This window comes from Pinisolibacter sp. DMC19 (assembly GCF_056313985.1).
On record NZ_JBQUZF010000003.1, the window covers coordinates 22,749 to 43,082 of the forward strand.

18 protein-coding genes and 1 pseudogene are annotated in these 20,334 nt (G+C 68.3%); 6 read left to right on the top strand and 13 right to left on the bottom strand.

The window, feature by feature from the left end:
* Window positions 1-412: 412 nt before the first annotated feature.
* Window positions 413-2,113 (top strand): tetrathionate reductase family octaheme c-type cytochrome, encoded by a 1,701-nt coding sequence (locus ACT53U_RS08275; protein WP_476154058.1) that lies wholly within the window; start codon window positions 413-415, stop codon window positions 2,111-2,113.
* A gap of 13 nt (window positions 2,114-2,126) precedes the next feature.
* Window positions 2,127-2,819 (top strand): cytochrome b/b6 domain-containing protein, encoded by a 693-nt coding sequence (locus ACT53U_RS08280; RefSeq protein WP_476154060.1) that lies wholly within the window; start codon window positions 2,127-2,129, stop codon window positions 2,817-2,819.
* A 392-nt stretch (window positions 2,820-3,211) separates the two neighbouring features.
* Here ACT53U_RS08280 and ACT53U_RS08285 read toward each other — a convergent pair whose 3' ends face one another.
* From ACT53U_RS08285 to ACT53U_RS08330, 10 genes are all read right to left on the bottom strand, one after another.
* Window positions 3,212-3,718, bottom strand: a complete 507-nt coding sequence (locus tag ACT53U_RS08285) for an isoprenylcysteine carboxyl methyltransferase family protein (protein ID WP_476154062.1) — start codon at window positions 3,716-3,718, stop codon at window positions 3,212-3,214.
* Entirely contained in the window at window positions 3,715-4,767 is a 1,053-nt protein-coding gene (locus ACT53U_RS08290; RefSeq protein WP_476154064.1) for a type III polyketide synthase, read from the bottom strand. The genes ACT53U_RS08285 and ACT53U_RS08290 overlap by 4 nt, the downstream gene beginning before the upstream one ends.
* Before the next feature lie 92 nt (window positions 4,768-4,859).
* Window positions 4,860-5,285, bottom strand: coding sequence for an OsmC family protein (locus ACT53U_RS08295; protein WP_476155033.1), 426 nt, complete (start codon window positions 5,283-5,285; stop codon window positions 4,860-4,862).
* A gap of 160 nt (window positions 5,286-5,445) precedes the next feature.
* Window positions 5,446-5,925: a cupin domain-containing protein gene (locus ACT53U_RS08300; protein WP_476154065.1), complete on the bottom strand. Its 480-nt coding sequence runs from the start codon at window positions 5,923-5,925 to the stop codon at window positions 5,446-5,448.
* A gap of 214 nt (window positions 5,926-6,139) precedes the next feature.
* Entirely contained in the window at window positions 6,140-8,455 is a 2,316-nt protein-coding gene (locus ACT53U_RS08305) for a xanthine dehydrogenase family protein molybdopterin-binding subunit (RefSeq protein ID WP_476154067.1), read from the bottom strand.
* Complete coding sequence (locus ACT53U_RS08310; RefSeq protein WP_476154069.1) at window positions 8,448-8,921, bottom strand: (2Fe-2S)-binding protein; 474 nt, start codon at window positions 8,919-8,921, stop codon at window positions 8,448-8,450. Before ACT53U_RS08310 ends, ACT53U_RS08305 begins: the two co-directional genes overlap by 8 nt.
* The gene (locus ACT53U_RS08315; RefSeq protein ID WP_476154071.1) at window positions 8,918-10,225 is read right to left on the bottom strand and encodes a c-type cytochrome; all 1,308 of its coding nucleotides are present in this window, start codon (window positions 10,223-10,225) and stop codon (window positions 8,918-8,920) included. Before ACT53U_RS08315 ends, ACT53U_RS08310 begins: the two co-directional genes overlap by 4 nt.
* Before the next feature lie 62 nt (window positions 10,226-10,287).
* Window positions 10,288-10,851: an NADPH-dependent FMN reductase gene (locus tag ACT53U_RS08320; protein WP_476154073.1), complete on the bottom strand. Its 564-nt coding sequence runs from the start codon at window positions 10,849-10,851 to the stop codon at window positions 10,288-10,290.
* 40 nt (window positions 10,852-10,891) lie between these two features.
* The gene (locus ACT53U_RS08325; RefSeq protein WP_476154075.1) at window positions 10,892-11,560 is read right to left on the bottom strand and encodes a nucleotidyltransferase family protein; all 669 of its coding nucleotides are present in this window, start codon (window positions 11,558-11,560) and stop codon (window positions 10,892-10,894) included.
* A complete protein-coding gene (locus ACT53U_RS08330) occupies window positions 11,557-12,660 on the bottom strand; it encodes an XdhC family protein (protein WP_476154076.1) in 1,104 nt (367 codons plus the stop codon). The genes ACT53U_RS08325 and ACT53U_RS08330 overlap by 4 nt, the downstream gene beginning before the upstream one ends.
* 673 nt (window positions 12,661-13,333) lie before the next feature.
* Here ACT53U_RS08330 and ACT53U_RS08335 point away from each other — a divergent pair.
* Window positions 13,334-14,002, top strand: a complete 669-nt coding sequence (locus ACT53U_RS08335; RefSeq protein WP_476154078.1) for an outer membrane protein — start codon at window positions 13,334-13,336, stop codon at window positions 14,000-14,002.
* Between the two features lie 355 nt (window positions 14,003-14,357).
* On the opposite strand, the gene ACT53U_RS08340 is transcribed toward ACT53U_RS08335, so the two are convergent.
* Both ACT53U_RS08340 and ACT53U_RS08345 read right to left on the bottom strand, forming a co-directional pair.
* Window positions 14,358-15,059: a hypothetical protein gene (locus tag ACT53U_RS08340; protein ID WP_476154080.1), complete on the bottom strand. Its 702-nt coding sequence runs from the start codon at window positions 15,057-15,059 to the stop codon at window positions 14,358-14,360.
* Window positions 15,049-16,239 (bottom strand): hypothetical protein, encoded by a 1,191-nt coding sequence (locus tag ACT53U_RS08345; protein WP_476154081.1) that lies wholly within the window; start codon window positions 16,237-16,239, stop codon window positions 15,049-15,051. Before ACT53U_RS08345 ends, ACT53U_RS08340 begins: the two co-directional genes overlap by 11 nt.
* Before the next feature lie 563 nt (window positions 16,240-16,802).
* Here ACT53U_RS08345 and ACT53U_RS08350 point away from each other — a divergent pair.
* Window positions 16,803-16,994 (top strand): hypothetical protein, encoded by a 192-nt coding sequence (locus ACT53U_RS08350; protein ID WP_476154082.1) that lies wholly within the window; start codon window positions 16,803-16,805, stop codon window positions 16,992-16,994.
* A gap of 140 nt (window positions 16,995-17,134) precedes the next feature.
* Window positions 17,135-17,548 carry a DUF1236 domain-containing protein gene (locus ACT53U_RS08355; RefSeq protein WP_476154084.1) on the top strand — a complete coding sequence of 138 codons (414 nt, stop codon included), beginning with the start codon at window positions 17,135-17,137 and terminating at the stop codon, window positions 17,546-17,548.
* 462 nt (window positions 17,549-18,010) lie between these two features.
* Here the strand turns inward: ACT53U_RS08355 and ACT53U_RS08360 are convergent, their stop codons facing one another.
* A complete protein-coding gene (locus ACT53U_RS08360) occupies window positions 18,011-18,754 on the bottom strand; it encodes a FadR/GntR family transcriptional regulator (protein ID WP_476154086.1) in 744 nt (247 codons plus the stop codon).
* 411 nt (window positions 18,755-19,165) lie between these two features.
* Between ACT53U_RS08360 and ACT53U_RS08365 the strand changes: the two are divergent.
* A pseudogene (locus ACT53U_RS08365) lies at window positions 19,166-20,272 on the top strand (four-carbon acid sugar kinase family protein); the annotation flags it as partial.
* Window positions 20,273-20,334 lie beyond the last annotated feature (62 nt).

The window sequence follows — 20,334 nt, forward strand, 5'->3', positions numbered from 1 at the left end:
CGGCCATGACCACTGACGGCAAACCGGAAAGTCACGGCATGCGCCCGCGTGAACGGTCGCAGGATCGCCGGAGGAATGTGCACCTCGGCGCCGGCTTCGTGTCGAAGGGCATCGGGCGGGTGGCGCGGAAGCGGAAATCGGAGGCGTCGACCCGGGGAGCGCTCGAACGACGTGCCGGGCTCGAACATGGGCCCATCGCGACCAAACGGGCGGCATCGACGTCGCAGGAATCGGGCGCGCGACCAACGCCGGGTGCGGGGCATGGGTGCGAACAAAATGTCGCACCGCGACAAAACATACACCCCCTATCAATGTTTTCCGGAAACTTCCATCATCGATGAAAGTTTTCGTCCTCTCGAAGGGCGGAACGGGAGCGTCGTCCAAGGCGCCCCGCATTCAGGGAGGGTTGATGATGGCGCGCAAGGTCGCCTTCGGCGCGTGGTCGGCGCTGGTCTGCATTCTCGCCTTCGGCGTGGCCACCGCATCGGAACGTTTCGGCGCGCCGGAACTTCCCGTCAGCGGTGCCGGCGGTGCCGAGAAGTTCCAGACACCGGAGCCACCGAAGCCGCCACCGCCGCCGGTCGAGAACCAGCGGTCGGGTCCGCTGGTCGGGCGCACGGCGGATCACGCGAAGTTCGAGGCCCTCAAGGGCCCCTTCGCCGACAACTTCGAAGTGACGAAGGCCTGTCTGACCTGCCACACCGAGGCGGAGGCGCACGTCAAGAAGACGATCCACTGGACGTGGGACTACACCAGTCCGCGCACCGGACAGCATCTCGGCAAAGAGAACCTCATCAACAACTTCTGCACCAATGCGAAGGACAACGAGGGCATGTGCGCCGTCTGCCACATCGGCAACGGTGTGAAGGCCGGCGAGGACTATTCCTTCCAGAAGGAGAGCAGCGTCGACTGTCTGGTCTGCCACGACCGGACGGCGTCCTACTATCGGGCACCGCCGACGCGCGGCAATGCGGCCTGCGGGACGATGTTCGAAGGTCTGCCGCCGATCGACTATGCCAAGGTCGCCCAGCACGTCGGCCTGCCGGGCCGCGAGAACTGCGGCTCCTGCCACTACAACGGTGGCGGCGGCGACGGCGTGAAGCACGGCGATCTCGATTCGTCGCTGAACAAGCCGGCGAAGGCGCTCGACGTCCACATGGCGGCCGACGGCGCCAACTTCGCCTGCACCAGTTGCCACGTCACCACCGATCATCAGATGGCGGGAAGCCGCTACGACATGGTGGCCAAGGACGAGGCGGGCACCGGCAAGCCGGGTGAGCGGCGCGCGACCGCCACCTGCGAATCCTGCCACGGTGCCAAACCGCATCCCAAGCCGAGCCTGATCGGCTGGCAGCTCGACGCCCATGCCGAGCGGGTCGCCTGTCAGACCTGCCACATCCCGAAGATTGCGCGTGGCGGCGTCGCCACCATGACCGACTGGAACTGGGAGACGGCCGGCAAGACCCTCGACGGCAAGGGCTACTACGAGGAGGAGTACAGGCAGGGCAACGGCGAGAAGCGCCACACCTACTGGTCGATCAAGGGCGACTTCGCCTGGGGCGAGAACCTGACGCCGACCTACAAGTGGTTCGACGGCGGCATGCACTACACCCTGCCCGACGACAAGGTGGACGTGGCGCGGCCTCAGACCCCGATCAACGACCCGCTCGGCTCGCCCTCCGATCCGAAGGCCCGCATCTGGCCCTTCAAGGAGATGCACACCCGCATTCCCTACGACGCGACCAACAAGACGCTGGTCTACAACCACCTCTGGGGCGCCGACGACACCGCCTTCTGGGGCAACTTCGATCTCAGGAAGTCGATCGCGGCGGGCATGGAGATCGCCAAGCGGCCCTTCTCCGGCGATATCGGCTTTCTGCCGACCGTCTCGAACTGGCCGATCACCCACATGGTCGCGCCCAAGGGCGAGGCCGTGCGCTGCGCGGAGTGTCATGCGCGCGACAGCCGTCTGGCCAAGGTCGCCGGCATCTACATGCCGGGCTTCACCCGGTTCGGCTGGATGGACATCCTCGGCGTCGGCGCTCTGGCGCTCACGTTGTTCGGCGTTCTGATCCACGGCGGTCTGCGCATCGCCATCGGCAAGAAGCACTGAGGGAGGACGGCTCATGACCGACGCGATCGCGACGAGCCTCGACATCGAGGACGAACCCAAGCGCACCGTGATGATCTACAGCCGCTACGAGCGGTTCTGGCACTGGTCGCAGGCGGCCCTCATCTTCATGCTGGCCCTCACGGGCTTCACCGTCCACGGGCTGCTGCCGCTCGACTGGCGCATGGCGGTCCAGGTTCACACCTGGGCGGCCACCGCACTGATCGTGCTCTGGGCCTTCACCACCTTCTGGCAGTTCACGACCGGGCAGTGGAAGCACTATCTGCCGAAACTCGCGAGCCTGCCGGCGATCATCAAGTTCTACGCCTGGGGCATCCTCGCCGGTGCACCGCATCCCTACACCAAGTCGCTGAAGCGCAAGCAGAATGCGCTCCAGTCCCTGGCCTATCTGTCGTTCATGGTGATCATCGGCCCGGCGTTGTGGTCGACCGGTGTCGTCTATCTCGCCTATCCGTTGTGGGCGAAGCTCGCGGCGGGCACCATTGCCCTGCCGATCATCGCCTTCGTCCATACCGCCGGCGCCTATCTGATCAGCATCTTCGTGGTCATCCACATCTACATGACGACCACAGGCAAGACGCCGTTCCACTACATCCGGACGATGATCACCGGCTACGACACGATCCCGTTGTCGAAGGCGGAAGCCGCCTATCTCGAAGAGGGAAAGTCCGAGTTGCTGAAGGACTGACGTGACCGCATCGGACAATCCCGGCGGCCGAACGGCGGGCCGCTCCGTATCGGTCGGAACCTCGGCGGCCCGAACGTCCGCTTCGGGTCGCAGGGGCGCCTGGCGATGGTGCCGCTCTCGACGGATCGGCGCTGGAACCCGATCGAGGACGGGACGGAGGCCACGCCATGCCCGAACTCGCCGGCAACTCCAGACCCACCGGTCCTTGGAACAAGGGCGTTCTCGTCGAACAGAAGCGCCCTCTTCGGTCCGAGCACGGATGGTCGATCCGCGTGCGATCGGAGATGGATGGATCGCGCCGCGACCTCGCGCTGTTCGACATGGCCGTGCCGAGGCAGATGGTGGCGAAGCCGACCCACGTGGCGACGTTCACCACGCGGGGCCGGGCGTCGTCAGGGAGCACCGACATGGCGCCCCCCGATCAACGCCGCCGTCTCCGCTCGGATACGGATCGCGAGAACGATGCCGTTGGCCACGGAAAAGGCCACGGCGAACCACGGCAGGCCGAGGCAGAGCGGCAGGACCGCGATCTCGCCGACCACCACCAGATAGTTCGGATGCGCCATGAACCGATAGGGGCCGCCGGTCACCAGCCGTTCCCCCGGGACGACGATGATGCGCGTCGTCCAACGTCGGCCGAGCGTCGCCAAGGTCCAGACCCTCAGCCCCTGGAGCCCGAGGAAGATCGCCAGCCAGACGAGATCGATCGAACGGTCCCATCCGAGCCACCACAGGCCGCCGAGCCAGGTCGCATGGACGAGGACGACGAAAGGGTAGTGCGCCGCACCGACCTCGAACCCGCCGCGCGCCAGGAGATCCGCGGTGTTGCGACGGGCGAGCCCGAGCTCGGCCAGTCGCTCTGCGGTGACGAGCGCCAACAGGAGAACGGCGGGTGTCATGCGGCCCTCTGGAGTGAGACGCAACTGGCGGTGAAGCCCGGCCCCATGGCGGTCAGCAGCGATCGCGACGGAAGACCGGCCCGGATGACGCGTTCGAGAACGAAGAGCGCGGTCGGCGCCGACATGTTGCCGTGGTCGGTGAGCACCGCACGCTCGTGATCCAACGCCCCCTGCTTCAACGAAAAGGCGCGCTCCAGGGCCGTGATCACCTTGGCACCACCCGGGTGGAACACGAAGCGATCGACGTCGGCGATCGCAAGACCCGAGCGTTGCAGGATCGCCGCGACGGCGGGTTCCATGTTGGCCTCGGCAAACGGCGGGATGGCGCGGTCGAAGATCACGCCGAAGCCGGGGGCGTCGACCGACCAGCCCATGATGCCGAGCGTGTCCGGCCACAGGTGCTGTCCGCTCAGTTCGACGGATGCGATGCCGGTCTCCCCGGTGCGGAACACGCAAGCCGCGGCGCCGTCGCCGAACAGCGCGGTGGCGACGATGTTCGCCTTGGTCGGTTCGTCGAGCCGGAACGACAGGCTGCAGGTCTCGACGGCGACCAACAACACGACGCTGCCCGGGCGCGACTGCGCCAGGCGTGCGGCGATCGATACGCCGGACACGCCGCCGGCGCAGCCGAGACCGAAGACCGGCACCCGTTCGATGTCGGCGCGGAACCCCATGCGACCGGCGACATGCGCCTCGAGGCTGGGTGTCGCGATGCCGGTGGAGGAGACCGTGACGACGGTGTCGACCTCGGCCGCCGTGATCCCGGCGGCATCGAGGGCGCTGGTGGCGGCATAGACGAAGAGCAGTGCCGCCCCCTCGAGATAGGCCTTGCTGCGTTCCGGCCAGCCCAGCGGTTCGAAATACCATTCGATCGGCTGGACCGTATGGCGTCGCAGGATGCCGGAACTGGCGAAGACCCGGGCCAGTTTCTCGAAGTCGGCGAAACGGGTGGAGAACCCCGCGTGTGCGGCGGCCGCCGCGTCGCGTTGCAACAGGAGATGGGGCGGAACCGCCGTGGAGACGGAAACGAGCTTGACCGACGGGGACATGGGGGCTCCTGACGTTGGACGCGGGACGACTGGGGAGCGGACGCCGGGACGCGTCCGCAGGCGCCGACGGATCGCCTCCGCGAGCCGCAGGCTCAGGCGACGACTTCGACGTCGAGGGTGATGTCGGCCTTCATGAGCTTCGAAACCGGACAGTTGTTCTTGGCCTTGGTCGCCAAGGCCAGGACCGCATCGGCTGCGGCGCCGGGCACCTTTGCCCGCAGCGCGAGATGAATCGCGGAAATGACGAAACCGTCGTCGCGTTTCACCAGCGTCACGTCCGCGATCGTCTCCAGGCGTTCGGCGGTCAGTCCCGCCTCGCCGAGAATGCCCGACAGCGCCATGGTGAAGCAGCCGGCATGGGCCGCGCCGATCAGTTCCTCCGGGTTGGTGCCCGGTCGGCCCTCGAACCGGCTCGCGAAACCATAGGGCGCATCCTCGAGGACGCCGCTTTCCGTGGAGATCGCGCCCTTGCCGTCCTTCATACCGCCTTGCCAGACGGCTCTCGCAGTCTTCTTCATCGCGCACCTCGTTGGTCGACGCTGCACCGTCTCCGCACCGACCACCGCTCTTCGGCGGAGCATGCGGCGTCCGGAAATCACGATCGGGGCGAAGACTAGGCTCGGGCGGAATGTCGGCGGCAGCGTCGGAATCTACTCGAGCGCTGCCCGAGACCGGGGCTCACCCGTGTTGATCGCGCCCGTGCTTCGTCTGCACCGACCAGTCCGCGGGCTCGTCGCCCTTGTCCGCCTCGGCCGTCGCCGCCGTCGCCTGCACCTTTCCGGGGGTGTGGTGGGCGGGCGCGTAGATCGCATAGACCTGCATCGGCGACGATCCGGTATTGGTGATGTTGTGCCAGGTTCCGGCCGGAACGAGGACGCACCACCCGTCCGCGACGTCCTGTACGAACGTCAACGCGTCCTTCGCCGCTCCCATCTGCACACGGCCGGTGCCGGCATCGAGACGCAGGAACTGATCGGTCTCCGGATGCGCTTCCAGGCCGATGTCGCCACCGACCGGGATCGACATCAGCGTCACCTGCAGATAGCGACCGCTCCAGGCGACCGAACGATAGTTCGTATTGTCTTTCGTCGCGCGTTCCATGTCGAAGACTTGCGGACGCGGCCCGATGTCCACGATCTTCCTGGCAGAAACATTCATGACCCGTCTCCTGAGTATTCTGGCGGAACTGCACCGATGGCCGTTTCCACCACACGGTTTCTGTCTTTCGACAGAGAAAGTCGGCACACCCTTCGACCACCGGAGGGCTCGGGAAATACCCAGCCCCGATTGCGCCGGTGAAACCGCATCGTCTCCGGAGGTCCGAGACGGAGAGCGCGGCCCCGGCGGCGGGACGGGGTGAACCGCCGGTCCGTCACCCCGCCTTCAGCGCCGTCAGAACGTCCTCGGGACGCATCGGGATGTGGCGCAGGCGGATGCCGACGGCGGCGAAGATCGCGTTGGCGATCGCCGGGGCGATCACCGTGGTCGGCGGCTCGCCGAGGCCCACCGGCACCTCGGTGCTGGGGACGAAGGCGATGTCGAGATCCGGCACCATGGCGATGCGCAGCGGGCGATAGGTGTCGAGGTTGCGATCACGGACCTGACCTTTTTCGAAGCCCGTCCCCTCCCACAGCGCCATGCTCAGGCCCCACAGCGCCGCCCCTTCCGTCTGGGCGCGCGCGCCGTCGGGGTCGACCACGGTTCCCGCATCGACGACGAGCGAGAGTTTCTGCACCGTCACGATGCCGGTCCCGCGATCGACATGGACCCGCGCCACCGCGGCGACCCAGGTCGGCATGGTCCGTTCCTGACCGAAGCTGGTGGCGACGCCGAGGCCGACGTCGGTCGGCTGCGCCCCACCCCATCCGGCCATGGCCGCGACCTGCCGCACCACTGCGGCCTGACGGGCAGCCCCGCCGACGGCGTTCGGCGACGAGCCGGCATTGCCGCCCGCGGCCCTCAGCAGTTTCAGACGGAAGGCGACCGGATCGAGGTTCAGGTGATGGGCGGCCTCGTCGACGAAGCTCTCCACCGCCCAGTTGGTCCAGCCCGGCCCGACCGAGCGCAGCCAGCCGGGACGGAAGGTCACATTGGCGAGGTCGTTCGACACCGCCCGCACCATGTGGGCGCCGACCTCGTACCAGTGGTCGGCACCGGAGATGGCGAAGGGGTCGTAGGGCGCCCCGTTCCGGCCCTTGGGCATGAAGCTCGGCGCCATCACCTGGGTCGGCCACCCCGCCGCCGCGTGGTGTTCCATCGCCGTGACGGTCCCGTCGGCGGCGAAGCTCATCCTCAGGGTCTGCACCGAGGGCGAGCGGACGGAATCGAAGCGGGCATCGTCGGCACGGGTCAGGATCATCTTCACCGGCTTGCCCAGCGCCTTGGCGGCGAGTGCGGCCGGCACCGCGTAGTCGCCGTTGAGCCGCCGCCCGAAGCCGCCGCCGATCAGATGCGTCCGCATGACGATGCTCGCCTCCGGTCGCCCCAGCGCCTTGGCCAGCGTCGGCAGGATCAGGGACTGCCACTGATTGCCGGTATGGATCTCGAAGATCCCGTCGTGCTCGAAGGCGAGCGCATTGACTGGCTCCATCTGGAAATGCAGCACCGTCGCCGTCGTATAGGTCCGTTCGAGGCGGGTGGCCGCCGCCGCCATGGCGGGAGCGGTGTCGCCGGTGCCGGTCTCGAGGATCGCACCGACGGACGGGTCGGCGATGAGTATCCGGGCGTGATCCTGGAGGTCGGCCTCGGAGACGGTGGCACCGGGACCCGGCGACCATTCCACCATCACCAGATCGGCGGCGCGGATCGCCGCCGGGTAGGACGTGGCCACCACCATCACCCAGCCGGGCACGGTGTCGGAGGGGTCGTCGAGGGCGAAGGACTTCAAATAGCCCGCGACCCCACGCGCCGCTGCGTCGTCGATGTGCAGCACGCGTGAGCCGTTGCGGGTCGGCGGCAGTTTCGGCCGCGCCCAGACCATGCCCTCGATCTTGGCGTCGATGCCGTAGCGGGCCGTGCCGTCCAGCTTGCCGGGAATGTCGAGCGCTTCGACGGCCTTGCCCACGAGGCGGCGCTCGGCGGCCGGTTTCAGCGGCAGGGCCGCCAGTTCCTCCGGCGTGAAACGGCGATCGAGGCCGCCTCGGCGAACGATCTCGCCATAGTCGAGGGCCCTGCCGCCCGAGATCACTCGACCGTTGCGGGCGGTGCAGGAGGCGATCTCGACCCCCATCAGCTTCGCAGCGGCTTCGATCAGGGTGATGCGCCCTGCGGCACCGGCGCGGCTGAAGATCGGCCACGTCTGCCACACCGACCAACTGCCGCCGGTGACCATCAGGCCCCACTTGGCATCGGTGTCGACCTGAACGATGCGCACCCGTGACCAATCGGCCTCGAGCTCCTCGGCCAGAATGCGCGCCAGCGCCGTCCCCACGTGTTGGCCCATCTCGGCGCGGATGATGTTGACGGTGACGAGCCCGTCCCCGTCGATCGAGAACCACAGGCTCGGCTCGAACGACGGCGGTGTCGACGGAGCCGGCACGCCGTCGGGGCGGGCCGGATCCATGGCGGCGACGGCCGCGCGCGAAAAGCCGAAGGCGGCCCCCGCAGCCAGCGTGGAGACGATGAACGCGCGACGCGACAGCGGCGAGACACGTTCGGCAGGGTCGATCGCAAACAGGGGTCTAGCCATGGGTCACCGCGTTTCTCGTCAGCTCGGCTGCGCGCTTGATCGCGGCGCGAATGCGCACGTAGGTCATGCAACGGCAGAGATTGCCGGACATGACCGCGTCGATGTCGGCATCGGTCGGGTCGGGGAAGTCGACGAGGAGCGTCACCGCCTGCATGATCTGGCCGGACTGGCAGTAGCCGCATTGCGGCACCTGCAACTCGGCCCAGGCCCGTTGCACCGGGTGCGAACCGTGTGGCTCCAGTCCCTCGATGGTGATCACGTGTTTTCCGGTGACGGCACCGACCGACGTGACGCAGGAGCGGATCGAACGTCCCTCGACATGGACGGTGCAGGCACCGCACAGGCCGATGCCGCAGGCGAATTTGGTGCCCGTCAGCCCGAGATCGTCGCGAACCACCCACAGAAGCGGCGTTTCGGCGTCGACCTCGACTTCGACCGGACGGCCGTTGAGCGTGAAACGGATCATGGCTTGGAGGCTCCCGACGACGGAGGGGCTGCGGGGGCGGGGGGAGCGGCGCGGACGGCGGCGACCCGTCGCTCCAGATCGGGCCAGGGCGGCGAGCCGGTGCGGGTGGCGCGCAGATGGGCGGCGATACGGGCGACGTCGGCGTCACCGAAGGCTGCCGCATAGGACGGCATCTGCGAACCGCGCCCCTGGAGGATCACCCGGATCAACGCCGTCGGGTCGGCGGCATTGAGGCTGGTGACGAAGGAGAGCTCCGGCCGATGCGGATCGGACCGGCCGGGCGCGTTGTAGTGACAGGCGGCGCAGGCGGCCGTGTAGAGCTGCGCATCGGCGTCGTTCATCGATGCGAGATCGAGCCGATCGGCGTCTTGGGCGCGGGCGATGGCCCGTTCGGTCTCGGCGGCACGCGGCGCGGTCTCACCGATGTCGGCGAAATAGACCGCCAGCGCGGCAATGTCGCCGTCGGGGAGTTTGGCGAGTCCGTCGCGCACGACCGAGCGCATCGCCCCACCGGCACGCGCATGGTAGCGCGGGACATCACGGAAATAGGCGCGCAACTCGTCCTCGCTCCACGGCACGGGGGCTTCGTTGGCCACCGTCAAGGCCGGAACGGGGCTCCCGTCGAGCATGCCGCCGGCATAGGCCCTGGCCTTGATCTCGGCGCCCAGACGGTTGCGCGGGCTGTGACAGGCGCTGCAATGGACGAGGCTCTCGGCGAGATGGGCGCCACGGTTCCAGGCGGCGCTGCGATCGCTCCGCTCGGCGAGAGGGCCGGAACGGAAGAACAGCAGCTTCCATCCGGCCTGAAGCGCACGCACGTTCAGCGGGAAGGGCAGTGTGTTCTCCTCGTCCTCGGCCACCACCGGCGCCCGGGTCATGAAGAAGGCGTAGAGCGCGGCTACTTCGGCGTCGGTCAGCTTGGTGAAATGGTCGTAGGGAAAGGCCGGGAAGAGATGGGTGCCGTCCTGCGACACGCCCTCCCGCAGGGCGCGGCGGAAGGCCGCCTCCGACCATGTGCCGATCCCGGTCTCCGGGTCGGGCGAGATGTTGGTGGAATGGATGATGCCGAAGTCGGTGACGATGGCGAGGCCACCGCCGAAGGGCGGGCCTCCAGCCACCGTGTGGCAACCGGCACAGTTGCCGGCGGCGGCGAGTTGCGCGCCGGCGGCGACCAGGTCCGGCGCGAAGGCGGTCGGCACCGGCGGCGCGATGGCGGCGATCGATGGACGCCAGGCGACGACGGCGAAACCGCCGAGGCCGACGAAGAGCACCACCGCGAGACCGATGACGAGACGTTTCAGCACGCTGGGTACTCCCTGCCGGCGATCGGGCATTCGTGGCCCCCGAGGGACCGGCGTCCGTCGCGTCATGATCTGGCGTTGGTCGCGACCCAATGGGCGAAGCTCTCCATGAACTTCCCCAGAGAGAGGCGTGTGTGTTCGTCGATCGGCGAGCCCGTGGCGCCGAGCAACGTGTCGACGTGGCCGAGATAGGCCTCGGGCTGCTGCATCGCCGGCACGTCGAGGAACACCAGCGACTGGCGCAGGTGATGATTGGCGCCGAAGCCGCCGATCCCGCCGGGCGAGATGCTGACGATCGCGCCGGGCTTGCCTCCCCAGACGTTCTCCCCGTAGGGCCGCGATCCGACGTCGAGGGCATTCTTCAGTGGCGCCGGCATCGAGCGATTGTATTCGGGCGTGACGAAGAGAAGGGCGCCGACCCGCGCGACCGCACTGCGGAACTGCGCCCAGGCGTAGGGTGTGACGCCGTCGTCGAGGTCCGGGTCGTAGAGCGGCAGGCCCCCGATCTCGATGACCTCCAGGGCCAACGACGGTGGTGCGAGGCCGATCAGGGTTTCGGCGACCCGGCGGCTGTAGGCACGCTTGCGCAGGCTGCCGACGACGACACCGACTCTGTGGATGGTTTCCATGATCATCTCCTCGATCGGGACATCGCGCCGCCGAACACGTTCACGTGGTTCCGTCGTGCCCGAGCCTCGGCATGGACCACTTCGCCTCGGCGGCGTCGGAAGCCACTCGAGCGGCGGCGGCGATCGCTTCGGGCGTATCGAAGTCGGTGACCACCGCGTCGTCGGCCATGGCGACTTCGATCACCGAGGTGCGATTGCGCTCGGCGAGCGACCTCGCTCCCTGATCTCCGCCGAGCCCCGCGATCGCCGAGAAGAAGCGCCGCGGCCACAGCATGGGATTGCCCCAATGACCGCGCCGGGTCGGCACGACGATGGCGCCCGCCTCGGCGTGAGCGAAGACGGCTGCGAGATGGCGCAGATGCTCGGCTCGGACCCCGGGCATGTCGCCGAGCAGGATCACCGCACCGTCGACGTCGCCGGGGAGTGCCGCGAGGCCGGCGGCGATCGACCCCGCCATACCGGTGGCGAAGTCGGGATTGGTGACGAAGATCACCGGGCGATGGCCGACCCAGGCAGTGATGCGCTCGGCCTCGAAGCCGGTCACCACGACCACCGGGTCGTAACCCGCGGCGCACGCCGCATCGATGGGATGACAGACCATCGCCTTGTCGCCCCACACCAGGGCGAGCTTGTTGACGTCGCCCATGCGGCTGGACCTTCCGGCGGCGAGCACGACCGCACCGAGGCGAAGAGGTGACCGGCGTCTCATGGCCTGCCCCCACGAAGGCTGACGACGATCCCGGCGGCGATGGCGACGGCGATCTCCGCCGGACCTTCGGCACCGATGGCGAGGCCGATCGGTCCGTCGATCCGGTCGAGTGCCGGCCCGTGGATCCCGGCGGCGGCGAGCCGCTCCAGACGTCCGGAGTGGCTGCGGTGCGAGCCGAGTGCCCCGACGTAGAAGGCCGGGGACACCGAGGCGACCGCCAATGCGACGTCGTCGATCTTGGGATCGTGGGTGAGAGCGACGACGGCCGTGCGGGCATCGAGCCCGATCACGGCGAAGGCCTCCTCCGGCCAGGCCCCGATCAGTTCGGCGCCCCGAAAACGATCGGGTCGCAGGAAGACCTCGCGTGGATCGATCACCGTCACGGTGAAACCGAGCAGTGTGGCGAGGCGAACCAGTGGTTCGGCGATGTGGACGGCCCCGACGACCACGAGGCGCAGCGCCGGAGAGAACGGATTGAGCAGGACCGGGCCCTCGTCGGTCGCGACGAGGCAGGCGCGGTCGGTGGCCAGCGCGGCCTCGACCTCGCTCGACAACGGATCGGAACCGCCCGAATGGATCAGGCGATGGCTGCCGCCGTCGAGGCTCGTCGCATGGACGACCGCGCGTCGTTGCGACCGCGCCTCCAGCAACCGCTCGACGACGTCGAGATCGGACGGCGACGCCGGCCCGAGGGCGCCGTCCCGCCCTTGCACGATCCGGCCGAACGGCTCGACCAGAATGCGAATGCGCCCGCCGCAGGCCAGACCGACCGTCCATGCCCTCGCCGTCGAGACGCCGAAGTCGAGGACCGAGGCACGGCCGTCGGCGATCAAGTCGGCGGCCTCCGTCAGCACGGCGGCTTCGACGCAACCGCCCGAGACCGAGCCGACGAAATCGCCGTCGCCGTCGATCGCCATCTGGCTGCCCGCCCGACGCGGCGCCGATCCCCAGGTCTCGACCACCGTGGCGAGGGCGACGCCTCGACCGGCCCGCGACCGATCCAGCGCCCAGCGCAGGATCTCGTCGCGATCGTCGCCGAGCGGGATCGCGTGTTCCTCGGGGGTGGCGTTCGAGGCACGAGACGAAGGCGTATCGGGCACGAGACGGGCAAAGGGAAAACTCTCGGGCGTCCGAGCTCTCGAATGTGCGCCGCCGGTGTCGCCTCGTTCGGTTCGCACCGTGGCCGGGATCGAATCCATCATGTCGGCGTGCTCCTCGCGTGGCCACCACACTGCTCCGACGCGGCTCGGGGCCGTCGATACGGGCATGTGCGGGCAAGTCGCCGACCGTAGGCTGCGGTTTCGTCGGGGGGACACCGTCGGAATCTACTCGAGCCCCGGCGCCGCGACTTTGTCGCCCCCCGATCCTCGGCATCGTCGTCATGATCCGAGGCGAGCCGGACCGGCTCGTCGCCGACACCGGCGGAGGCCGGGAAGACCCGGTGGCCGGCATGAGCGGACCACTCCGATCGCCCTCGAGTAGATTCCGAACCTGTCCGGAGATCGGCGTCGTTGCCTACGGTAACGACGCCGATCTCCGAGGTGTCGCGCCGGAGACGCTTCCGCACGTCCGAACAAAACCAAATAATGTCTCGAATAAAAGCACGAGAATTGAATATATAAACGAACAGATCGGCATTATGGCAACACGTTCATGCCGATTTTATCGGAAAACACAATAAATAACATTCAAGTGCCGAATGAATTATGCTCTACGGCGTCTCGAATACGAATAATCGACAAAGAATACGAAGATCGACAGAAAGGGTACTCCATGAACGCCTCCTTCCTTCGTGCGGCCGCCGCCGGCGTGCTTCTCCTCGGCGCCGCCGGCATCGCTCAGGCCGCCGATCTGAGCCGTGGCGAACGCACCTATGTCGCTGCTCAGGCGACCCCGCTCTACAATTGGACGGGCATCTATCTCGGCGCCCATCTCGGCGGCCGATGGGGCTACGACGCGGTGTCGGTACCCGGATTCGGGACCGACCTCGACGGCTCCACCGTCTTCGGCGGCCTCCAGATCGGCTACAATTTCCAGACCGGCCCGTGGGTCCTCGGCCTCGAAGCCGATGCCGGCTACGGCAAGATCTCCAAGACCGCCGCCATCGGAACCTATGGTCTGACGACCGAGAGGAACTGGGCCGGCACCGTGCGCGCCCGCGCCGGCTACGCCTTCGACAATCTCCTCGTCTACGGCACCGGCGGCCTCGCCTGGGCCAACTTCAAGAGCCGGGTCGACGACACGGTTCTCCTCGTCACCACGACCAACGACCGGACCCGGATCGGTTGGACCGTCGGCGGCGGCCTCGAATACGGGCTGACCCGCAACGTGTCGATCAAGGGCGAGTACCTCTATGCCGACTACGGCCATCAGAACACCGGCGCGGCCTCCGAGAAGATCACGGACCACACGGTTCGCGTCGGCCTGAACTACCGGTTCTGACCCGACCGGTCGGGCACCGCCTCATCCGGCAGACGCGCCGTCCGAGGCGGGACGAGCCGACGCTCGAACTGGAGAGGGCCCCGGAAGGGGTCCTCTTCATGTCTGCCTGCCCGTCGTCGCGAGGCACGGCGATCACGGCTCGTGCGGCGCCCCGTAGCGACGGCAGAGCGCCGCGGCATGGCCCGCTGCGCTCTGCGGTTTGACGAAGGCGGCGACCAGGAGATTTCAGGCGATCGTCGCGGAGAGCACCCGGCGAGAGGTGAGCGGAACCAGCCGACGCGGCACCATGCGATGTCCCTTCGTGCGCCCCGGCCCACGTGGGCCGGGGCGATGTCGGAGCCGCAGCGAGGCCGCTCTATTTCGGGGCGGCCCGATCCGACACCGCGACCGCGTCGTCGCGCGCGACCGGGTCGCGACCGGCGACGTCGATGCCGAACCAGTCGAGGCCGACGGCGTCGTGATGGAGCGCCAGCCGGGTCCCGATCGTATCGAGCAGCCCCGTCGACGGGCGGGAGACGGCGATCTCGTCGTAGCGGCGCGATCCCAACAACCCCGCCGGGACCACGAATTCCACCTCGACCGTCCCTCGGCCGCAGAGCACCGACCCGAGGGCCACCCCGTTCAGCGACGTCTCGAGCCGCACCTCTTCGCCCGGCGGCTGGCGACAGGTGAAGCCGAGACGCAGCCGATGGGCGCGTCGACCGGCGGGCAGTCCCGCCGTCACGTGGAGAAACAGGCGGCCGGAGAAGGCGCCGAGATTCGGAACGGGGCTGTCCCAGCGCCGCCATTCGAAGCGTGCGAGATATTTGCGCCCCTCCTCGGGGCCGAGCGACACGGCCCGGCCGGGGCGATAGTCGAGCCCGTCGCCGTCACCGAAGGGCGCGGCCCCGGGATAGATCGAGAACTCGCCGGTGACCCAGGTCCGTCGATAGGTCTCGTCGACGTTGGGCGAGGCGATCATCGCAAAGACGACGAGATGAAAGGGCACCACCAGCGCCAGCCCCGCGAGCGCCAGCTGCCCTGTCCGGCTGCGCCCGACCTCGGGGTCACATGACATAGAACATCTCCCGGACCCAGCCGACGGTGACCGCCATCTGCGACAGGAGCGACACCGCCACGACCGGGATGCGCCGGCTCGGCCGATCGGCGAGGAGCGCGAGCACGAGGATGATCGGAAACAGACCGCCGACGAAGCGCGGCAGGCTCATCACCGAACCGCTGTACAGCGCCACGAGGAGCGGAGCGGCGATGAAGACCGCCTCGGGGCCGAGCCCGCGCCGCCACGCCGGCACCGCCGCGGCCAGGCCGACCGCCAGCGTCGCCAGAATGCCTGCGTTGGTGAGGATGGCGTCGAGGGTCTGGGTCAGGGGATGGAGCTCGTCGAGCATCATCATCCACGGCCACAGGAAACGGCGGTTCCATGCGGTCTGGTCGTGGGAAAAGGCGAGCGCATCGCCGATCTCACTGTGCAGGAAGATCATGAAGAGGCCGAGACCGACCCCCGAGAGGGCGAGTGCCAGCACCGCCCGTTCCGTTCCCGGACGCAGGGTGACGAGGCGGACGAAGCCGAAGCGGCTCACCGCGATCATGAAGAGCGGCAGCACCACCAACACGCCGACGGCGCGCGTCGCGCCGAGGACCGCCGCGGCGAGACCGGCCGTGATCCAGGCGCCCCGTCGTGCCGCCAGAAACGTCGCAAGCGACAGCGGCACGAACACCGCTTCCGACATCGGCACCGACGCGTGGACGGCGAAGGGCCATGCGGCGAAGATCACCGCGGCGAACCGGGCGAAGTGGCGACCGTGGAGATCGCCGGCATAGAGGAAGAACAACACCAGACCGGCGGCGTAGAACCCTTCGGCGAGGACGAGACCGGCATCGACGGCCTCCCAGCCGGTCACCGCCACCAAGCCGCGGATCATCAGAGGCAGCGCCGGGAAGAAGGCCCAATTGGCCGCACCGGCGGCATCGAGGTCCCCCGGGGCGGAATAGCCGTTCTCGACCAGTCCGATGTACCAGTTGCAGTCCCAGGTGCAGAGCATCTGCGAGAAGCTCGTGCCTTCGGCGACAGGGGCATTCGCGGCGCCGAGGATCGCGCAGGCGGCCATCAATCCACGCCCGATCACGAACAACGCCGCGAGGAACACCAGATCGGCCCGCGTGACCCAGCCGCCGTGGACGAGGTCCTGCGCCGGGCGGTCCACGGCATCGTCGAGACGGTCGGCGGCGATGCCCATGGAATTGTCTCCGGACCGAGGCGCCTCGAAGCAGCGGATCGCGGCGGGTACGCCCGAGACGACGAAGGCGGCGTTCGGCCGGCGCGTGGTCCGGCCGGCAGCGCAGAGACTAGGGACGGCGGGGCAGTCGTCGCCAGCTTCGGAATGTACTCGAGGTTGCTCCGACGGCCCTTCACCGGCTCACGGCCCGGCGCGCCCGTCTCATCGGGCTCTCTGTGGAGAAGATCCGAGCCGATGTATTTCAGACGAGACCCCCGTCCGGTTCGAAGTCGAGAATTCGGGCCACCCTTCGTCTCGAGTACATTCCGAGGCTGATGATCGTTGAAGATCCGTGTCTATTGTTCGGTTGTTCTCTCGATGAACGGCAGAGATCGGCCCCGGTCTCGTTCCGTTCGGACGTCGAGCGTTCATCTCGGACCTCGCGGTCCCTCCGTTGGACGGTTCCATCCCCCCCGGCAACCGTCCGACGGCTTTTTTCTCCCTCCACTCGCGGCGGGAGATCTCGGTGGTCGCTCCGCCGTCCCGGGCGGTGATCGAAGCGGCCTCGATCGAAGGAATTTCCCATGACGGGCATCATCGGTCTCGTGGCCGGTTCGGCTGCCGCCGCCGCCACCATCGTCTTCGTCGCCTTCGGCCGTCCGACCTTCGAACAGGCCGTGTCGCAGGTCACCTCCGCGACTTCGGTCGGCGTGACGATCCCGTCCGCCGGACATCGCAATTCGATCGGGGGCGCCGAACTCCCCCCGGCGAGATGAACTGCGGCCTTCACGGCAGAGGCGGCGACGCCGCCGACGACCCGTTTCCCGATCCGGCCCGCGCGTTGATGCGATCGACGTCACTCGCGGTCCGGTGACGGGGGCGGAAGCAACCGAGGCCATGCCTCAGGAGAACCTCCATGTCCATGAAACACATCCTCCTCGCAGCCGTCGTGATGATCGGCATACCGACCGTCGCTTCCTCTCAGGGCATCGTCGGTGGTGCCGCCCAGGGCGTCGAGAACGGCAGCGATGCCGCCGGTCCGGTCGGTGGCGTGGTCGGTGGTGCCGTCGGCGCCGTCGAGGGCGGTGTCGTCGGCCTTCTCGGCCTCGACCAGCGCCCGCGCTTTCGCGAATACGTCGTCCACGAGCACCGCGCTTCCTATCGCTACGATCGCCCGGTGGTGGTCGGAACCGTGCTGCCCGAGAGCGGCGTGACCTACTACGAGGTCCCGAGCGAATACGGCGTCAGCACCTACCGCTACACGGTCGTCAACGACCGCACGGTCCTGGTCGATCCGTCGTCCCGTCGGATCATGCAAGTGATCGAATGACGTCGCCCACCGAGCGACGAGACGAGGGGGGGCGCCGACGAGGCGCCCCCATTCTTCGCCCGGACGAAGATCCGACCCCCTTTTCGAGGAGACGAACCGCTCGGAATTTTCTGGACGCCTTCGGGGTTCGCTCTGTGCTGCCGTTCGAACTCGATTGGCGACGGCATCCCGTTCCGTGTGTGCTTCTGGGTGGGGTCTTCCTGCGCCCGCTTGCTCGGCGGGTGCTTCAGTCGGGCGTAGACGCCGCTGGTCTGGACACAGAGGCACCGACATGGCGCGGATCGAAGACAGCCGGCGATGCTCGGCGATGAACGCACAGGTCACTTCGCATCCCTGGCGACAGTCACGCGGCCTGCCGCTTCATCCATTCATGGAGCGAGTCCTTGCCGATCCCCGGCCGCGCAGCCACCTCCGCAACCGGGTAGCCACGCCCGAAGAGCTCCGACGCGCCGCGGTCGCCCCTCAATAGGAGAGATCGAGCGTCCGGCCGCCGAAGATGCGATCGCGCGAGCCTTCGAGATGGAGCTGCATCAGGCGGCTCGCCCGTTCGGGATCACGGCTGCGGATCGCCGTCCAGATGCCGACGTGCTCGGCATAGACGTCTTCGAGATGCCCGCCCGGTCCCATCAGCGACTGGCCGTGGAACTTCATGCCGACGCCGATGTGTTCCTTCAGCGCCTGCATCGACGAGGCGTAGTAGTGGTTGTTGGCGGCCTCGGCGATGGCGAGGTGGAAGTTGAAGTCGGCGTCCTCGCGGTGCTGATGGTCGAGCGTCGCCGCGTGCATCTCCTCGAGCGCCGCCTCGATCACCCGCAGGCGTTCGGCATCGTGGCGCCGCGCCGCCCAGGCGGCCGCCTCGGGTTCGATGGTCAGGCGGAATTCGTAGCAGCGCTGGACGTCGGCGATCGATTCGACCGGCGCGAAGCTCAGCACGCCGCTCGCCTGCTCGCGCTTCGGCGCCGCGGCGACGTAGCTGCCGGAGCCGCGGCGGGAATAGATCGTCCCCTCGTCGCGCAGCCGCTGCAACGCATCGCGCACCACCGGTCGCGACACCATGAATCGGGTCGCCAGTTCGACCTCGCTCGGCAGCCGCTGCCCCACCGCGAGGCGCCCGGTCTCGATGTCCGACGACAGCCGCCGCCAGACGCGCTCGGCCAGCGGTCCGAGGCCCGCCCTCGGCCGGTCCTCGTCGCTCGTGTCGTCCACGAACGCCGTGTCGTTCGCCGCAGCGTCCGTCGCCATGATCGTGCCTTCCCTTCGACTCACGGCCATTCCGGGGCCGGTCGACGGCACCAGACACCATTCGGCATAAGTTGTCAACTTGTCAGCATTATATGTTCATATAAGTCAGAATTTGATCCGGTATACAGCGGATGCCGGCGATGGGAAGTGGCGCGCCAGCGCGCGAGACGTCCGCACAATATTCTGTATTCATTATAGAAAATCATAGATTGCCGAACGCCTCGGCGTGACTCCGGGTTGCTCTCAGCGAGGGTTCTTGAAGAATCTAACTTACAACATATTGACTAATTGGTTTGGGGTCGCTTAGGGTGCGGTCCATCGAAGGAACGACGCCGATCAACGGCGCGGCCAGGGAACCGAGAAGGACGCCGGACCATGGCGGTCACCGGTCGAAGTGAATCCATCGTCGAGCGCGGCGGAGGCGATCGCGATCGCCTGTTCCTCGTCGCCGACGATCTCACCGGGGCGCTCGATGCGGCGGCGCGTTTCGCCTCGCCCGCGGCCCCCGTCGCCGTGGCCTGGAGCGCGCCGGTCGGCGTGCCGGCCCGCGCCCTCGCCCTCGATTCCGGCACCCGCGAAGTCTCGCCCGCCGAGGCGCGCGCCGCCCTCGCCGAACGCCTGCGCCATCTGCCGCCGGTCGGCGAGACGCTGTTCTACGCCAAGCTCGACAGCCTGCTGCGTGGTCAAGCCGCCGTCGAGATCGCCACCTGGCTCGAGGCGCTCGCGCCCGATGCCTGCATCATTGCGCCCGCCTTCCCCTTCCAGGGCCGCGTCACCATCGGTGGCCGTCAACATCGCGTCGTCGACGGCCGTCCCGTCCCGGTCGCCTGCGACCTCGTCGGCGAACTCGAGGGCCTCGGCATCGCCGTCACCCGCGCCCGTCCCGGCGAGGCCGTTCGTCCGGGCGTGACGATGTTCGACGCCGCGACCGACGACGACCTCGCCGCGATCGTCGCCGCCGGCCGCGCCTTTTCCGGCACAGTGCTGTGGTGCGGCAGCGGCGGCCTCGCCGCGATGCTCGCCGACGCCACTCGCACGACGAGCGACGTGCTGCCACGCCTCGACGGGCCGGTCCTCGGCCTCTTCGGCACCGACCATCCGGTCACCGCCGAACAGATCGACCGCTGCGGCGAGGCCGCCCTCGCGATCCGCGACGGCGGCGTCGAGAGCGCCGAGGCGATCACCCGCCGTCTCGCCGAGCGCGGCGCCGTGCCGGTCCGCGTCGAACTGCCCGAAGGGATCGCCCGCGACGCGGCGGCGCGGCGGATCGACGCCGTCTTCACCGAACTCGTCCAGCGGCTCGACCGCCCCGGCACGCTGGTCGTCGCCGGCGGCGAGACCCTGCGCGGCCTCTGCGAGGCGCTCGGCGCCGAAGGGCTGGCGCTCGAGGGCCAGATCGTCCCCGGCGTTCCGGTCTCGCGCTTCCGCGGCGGTCGTTTCGATGGCCTGCGCGTCGTTTCCAAGTCCGGCGCCTTCGGCGAGCCCGACTTCCTCCTGCGGCTGTTCGGTCGCGCTTCCGCCACCCCTCTTCCGCGAGGTTCCGT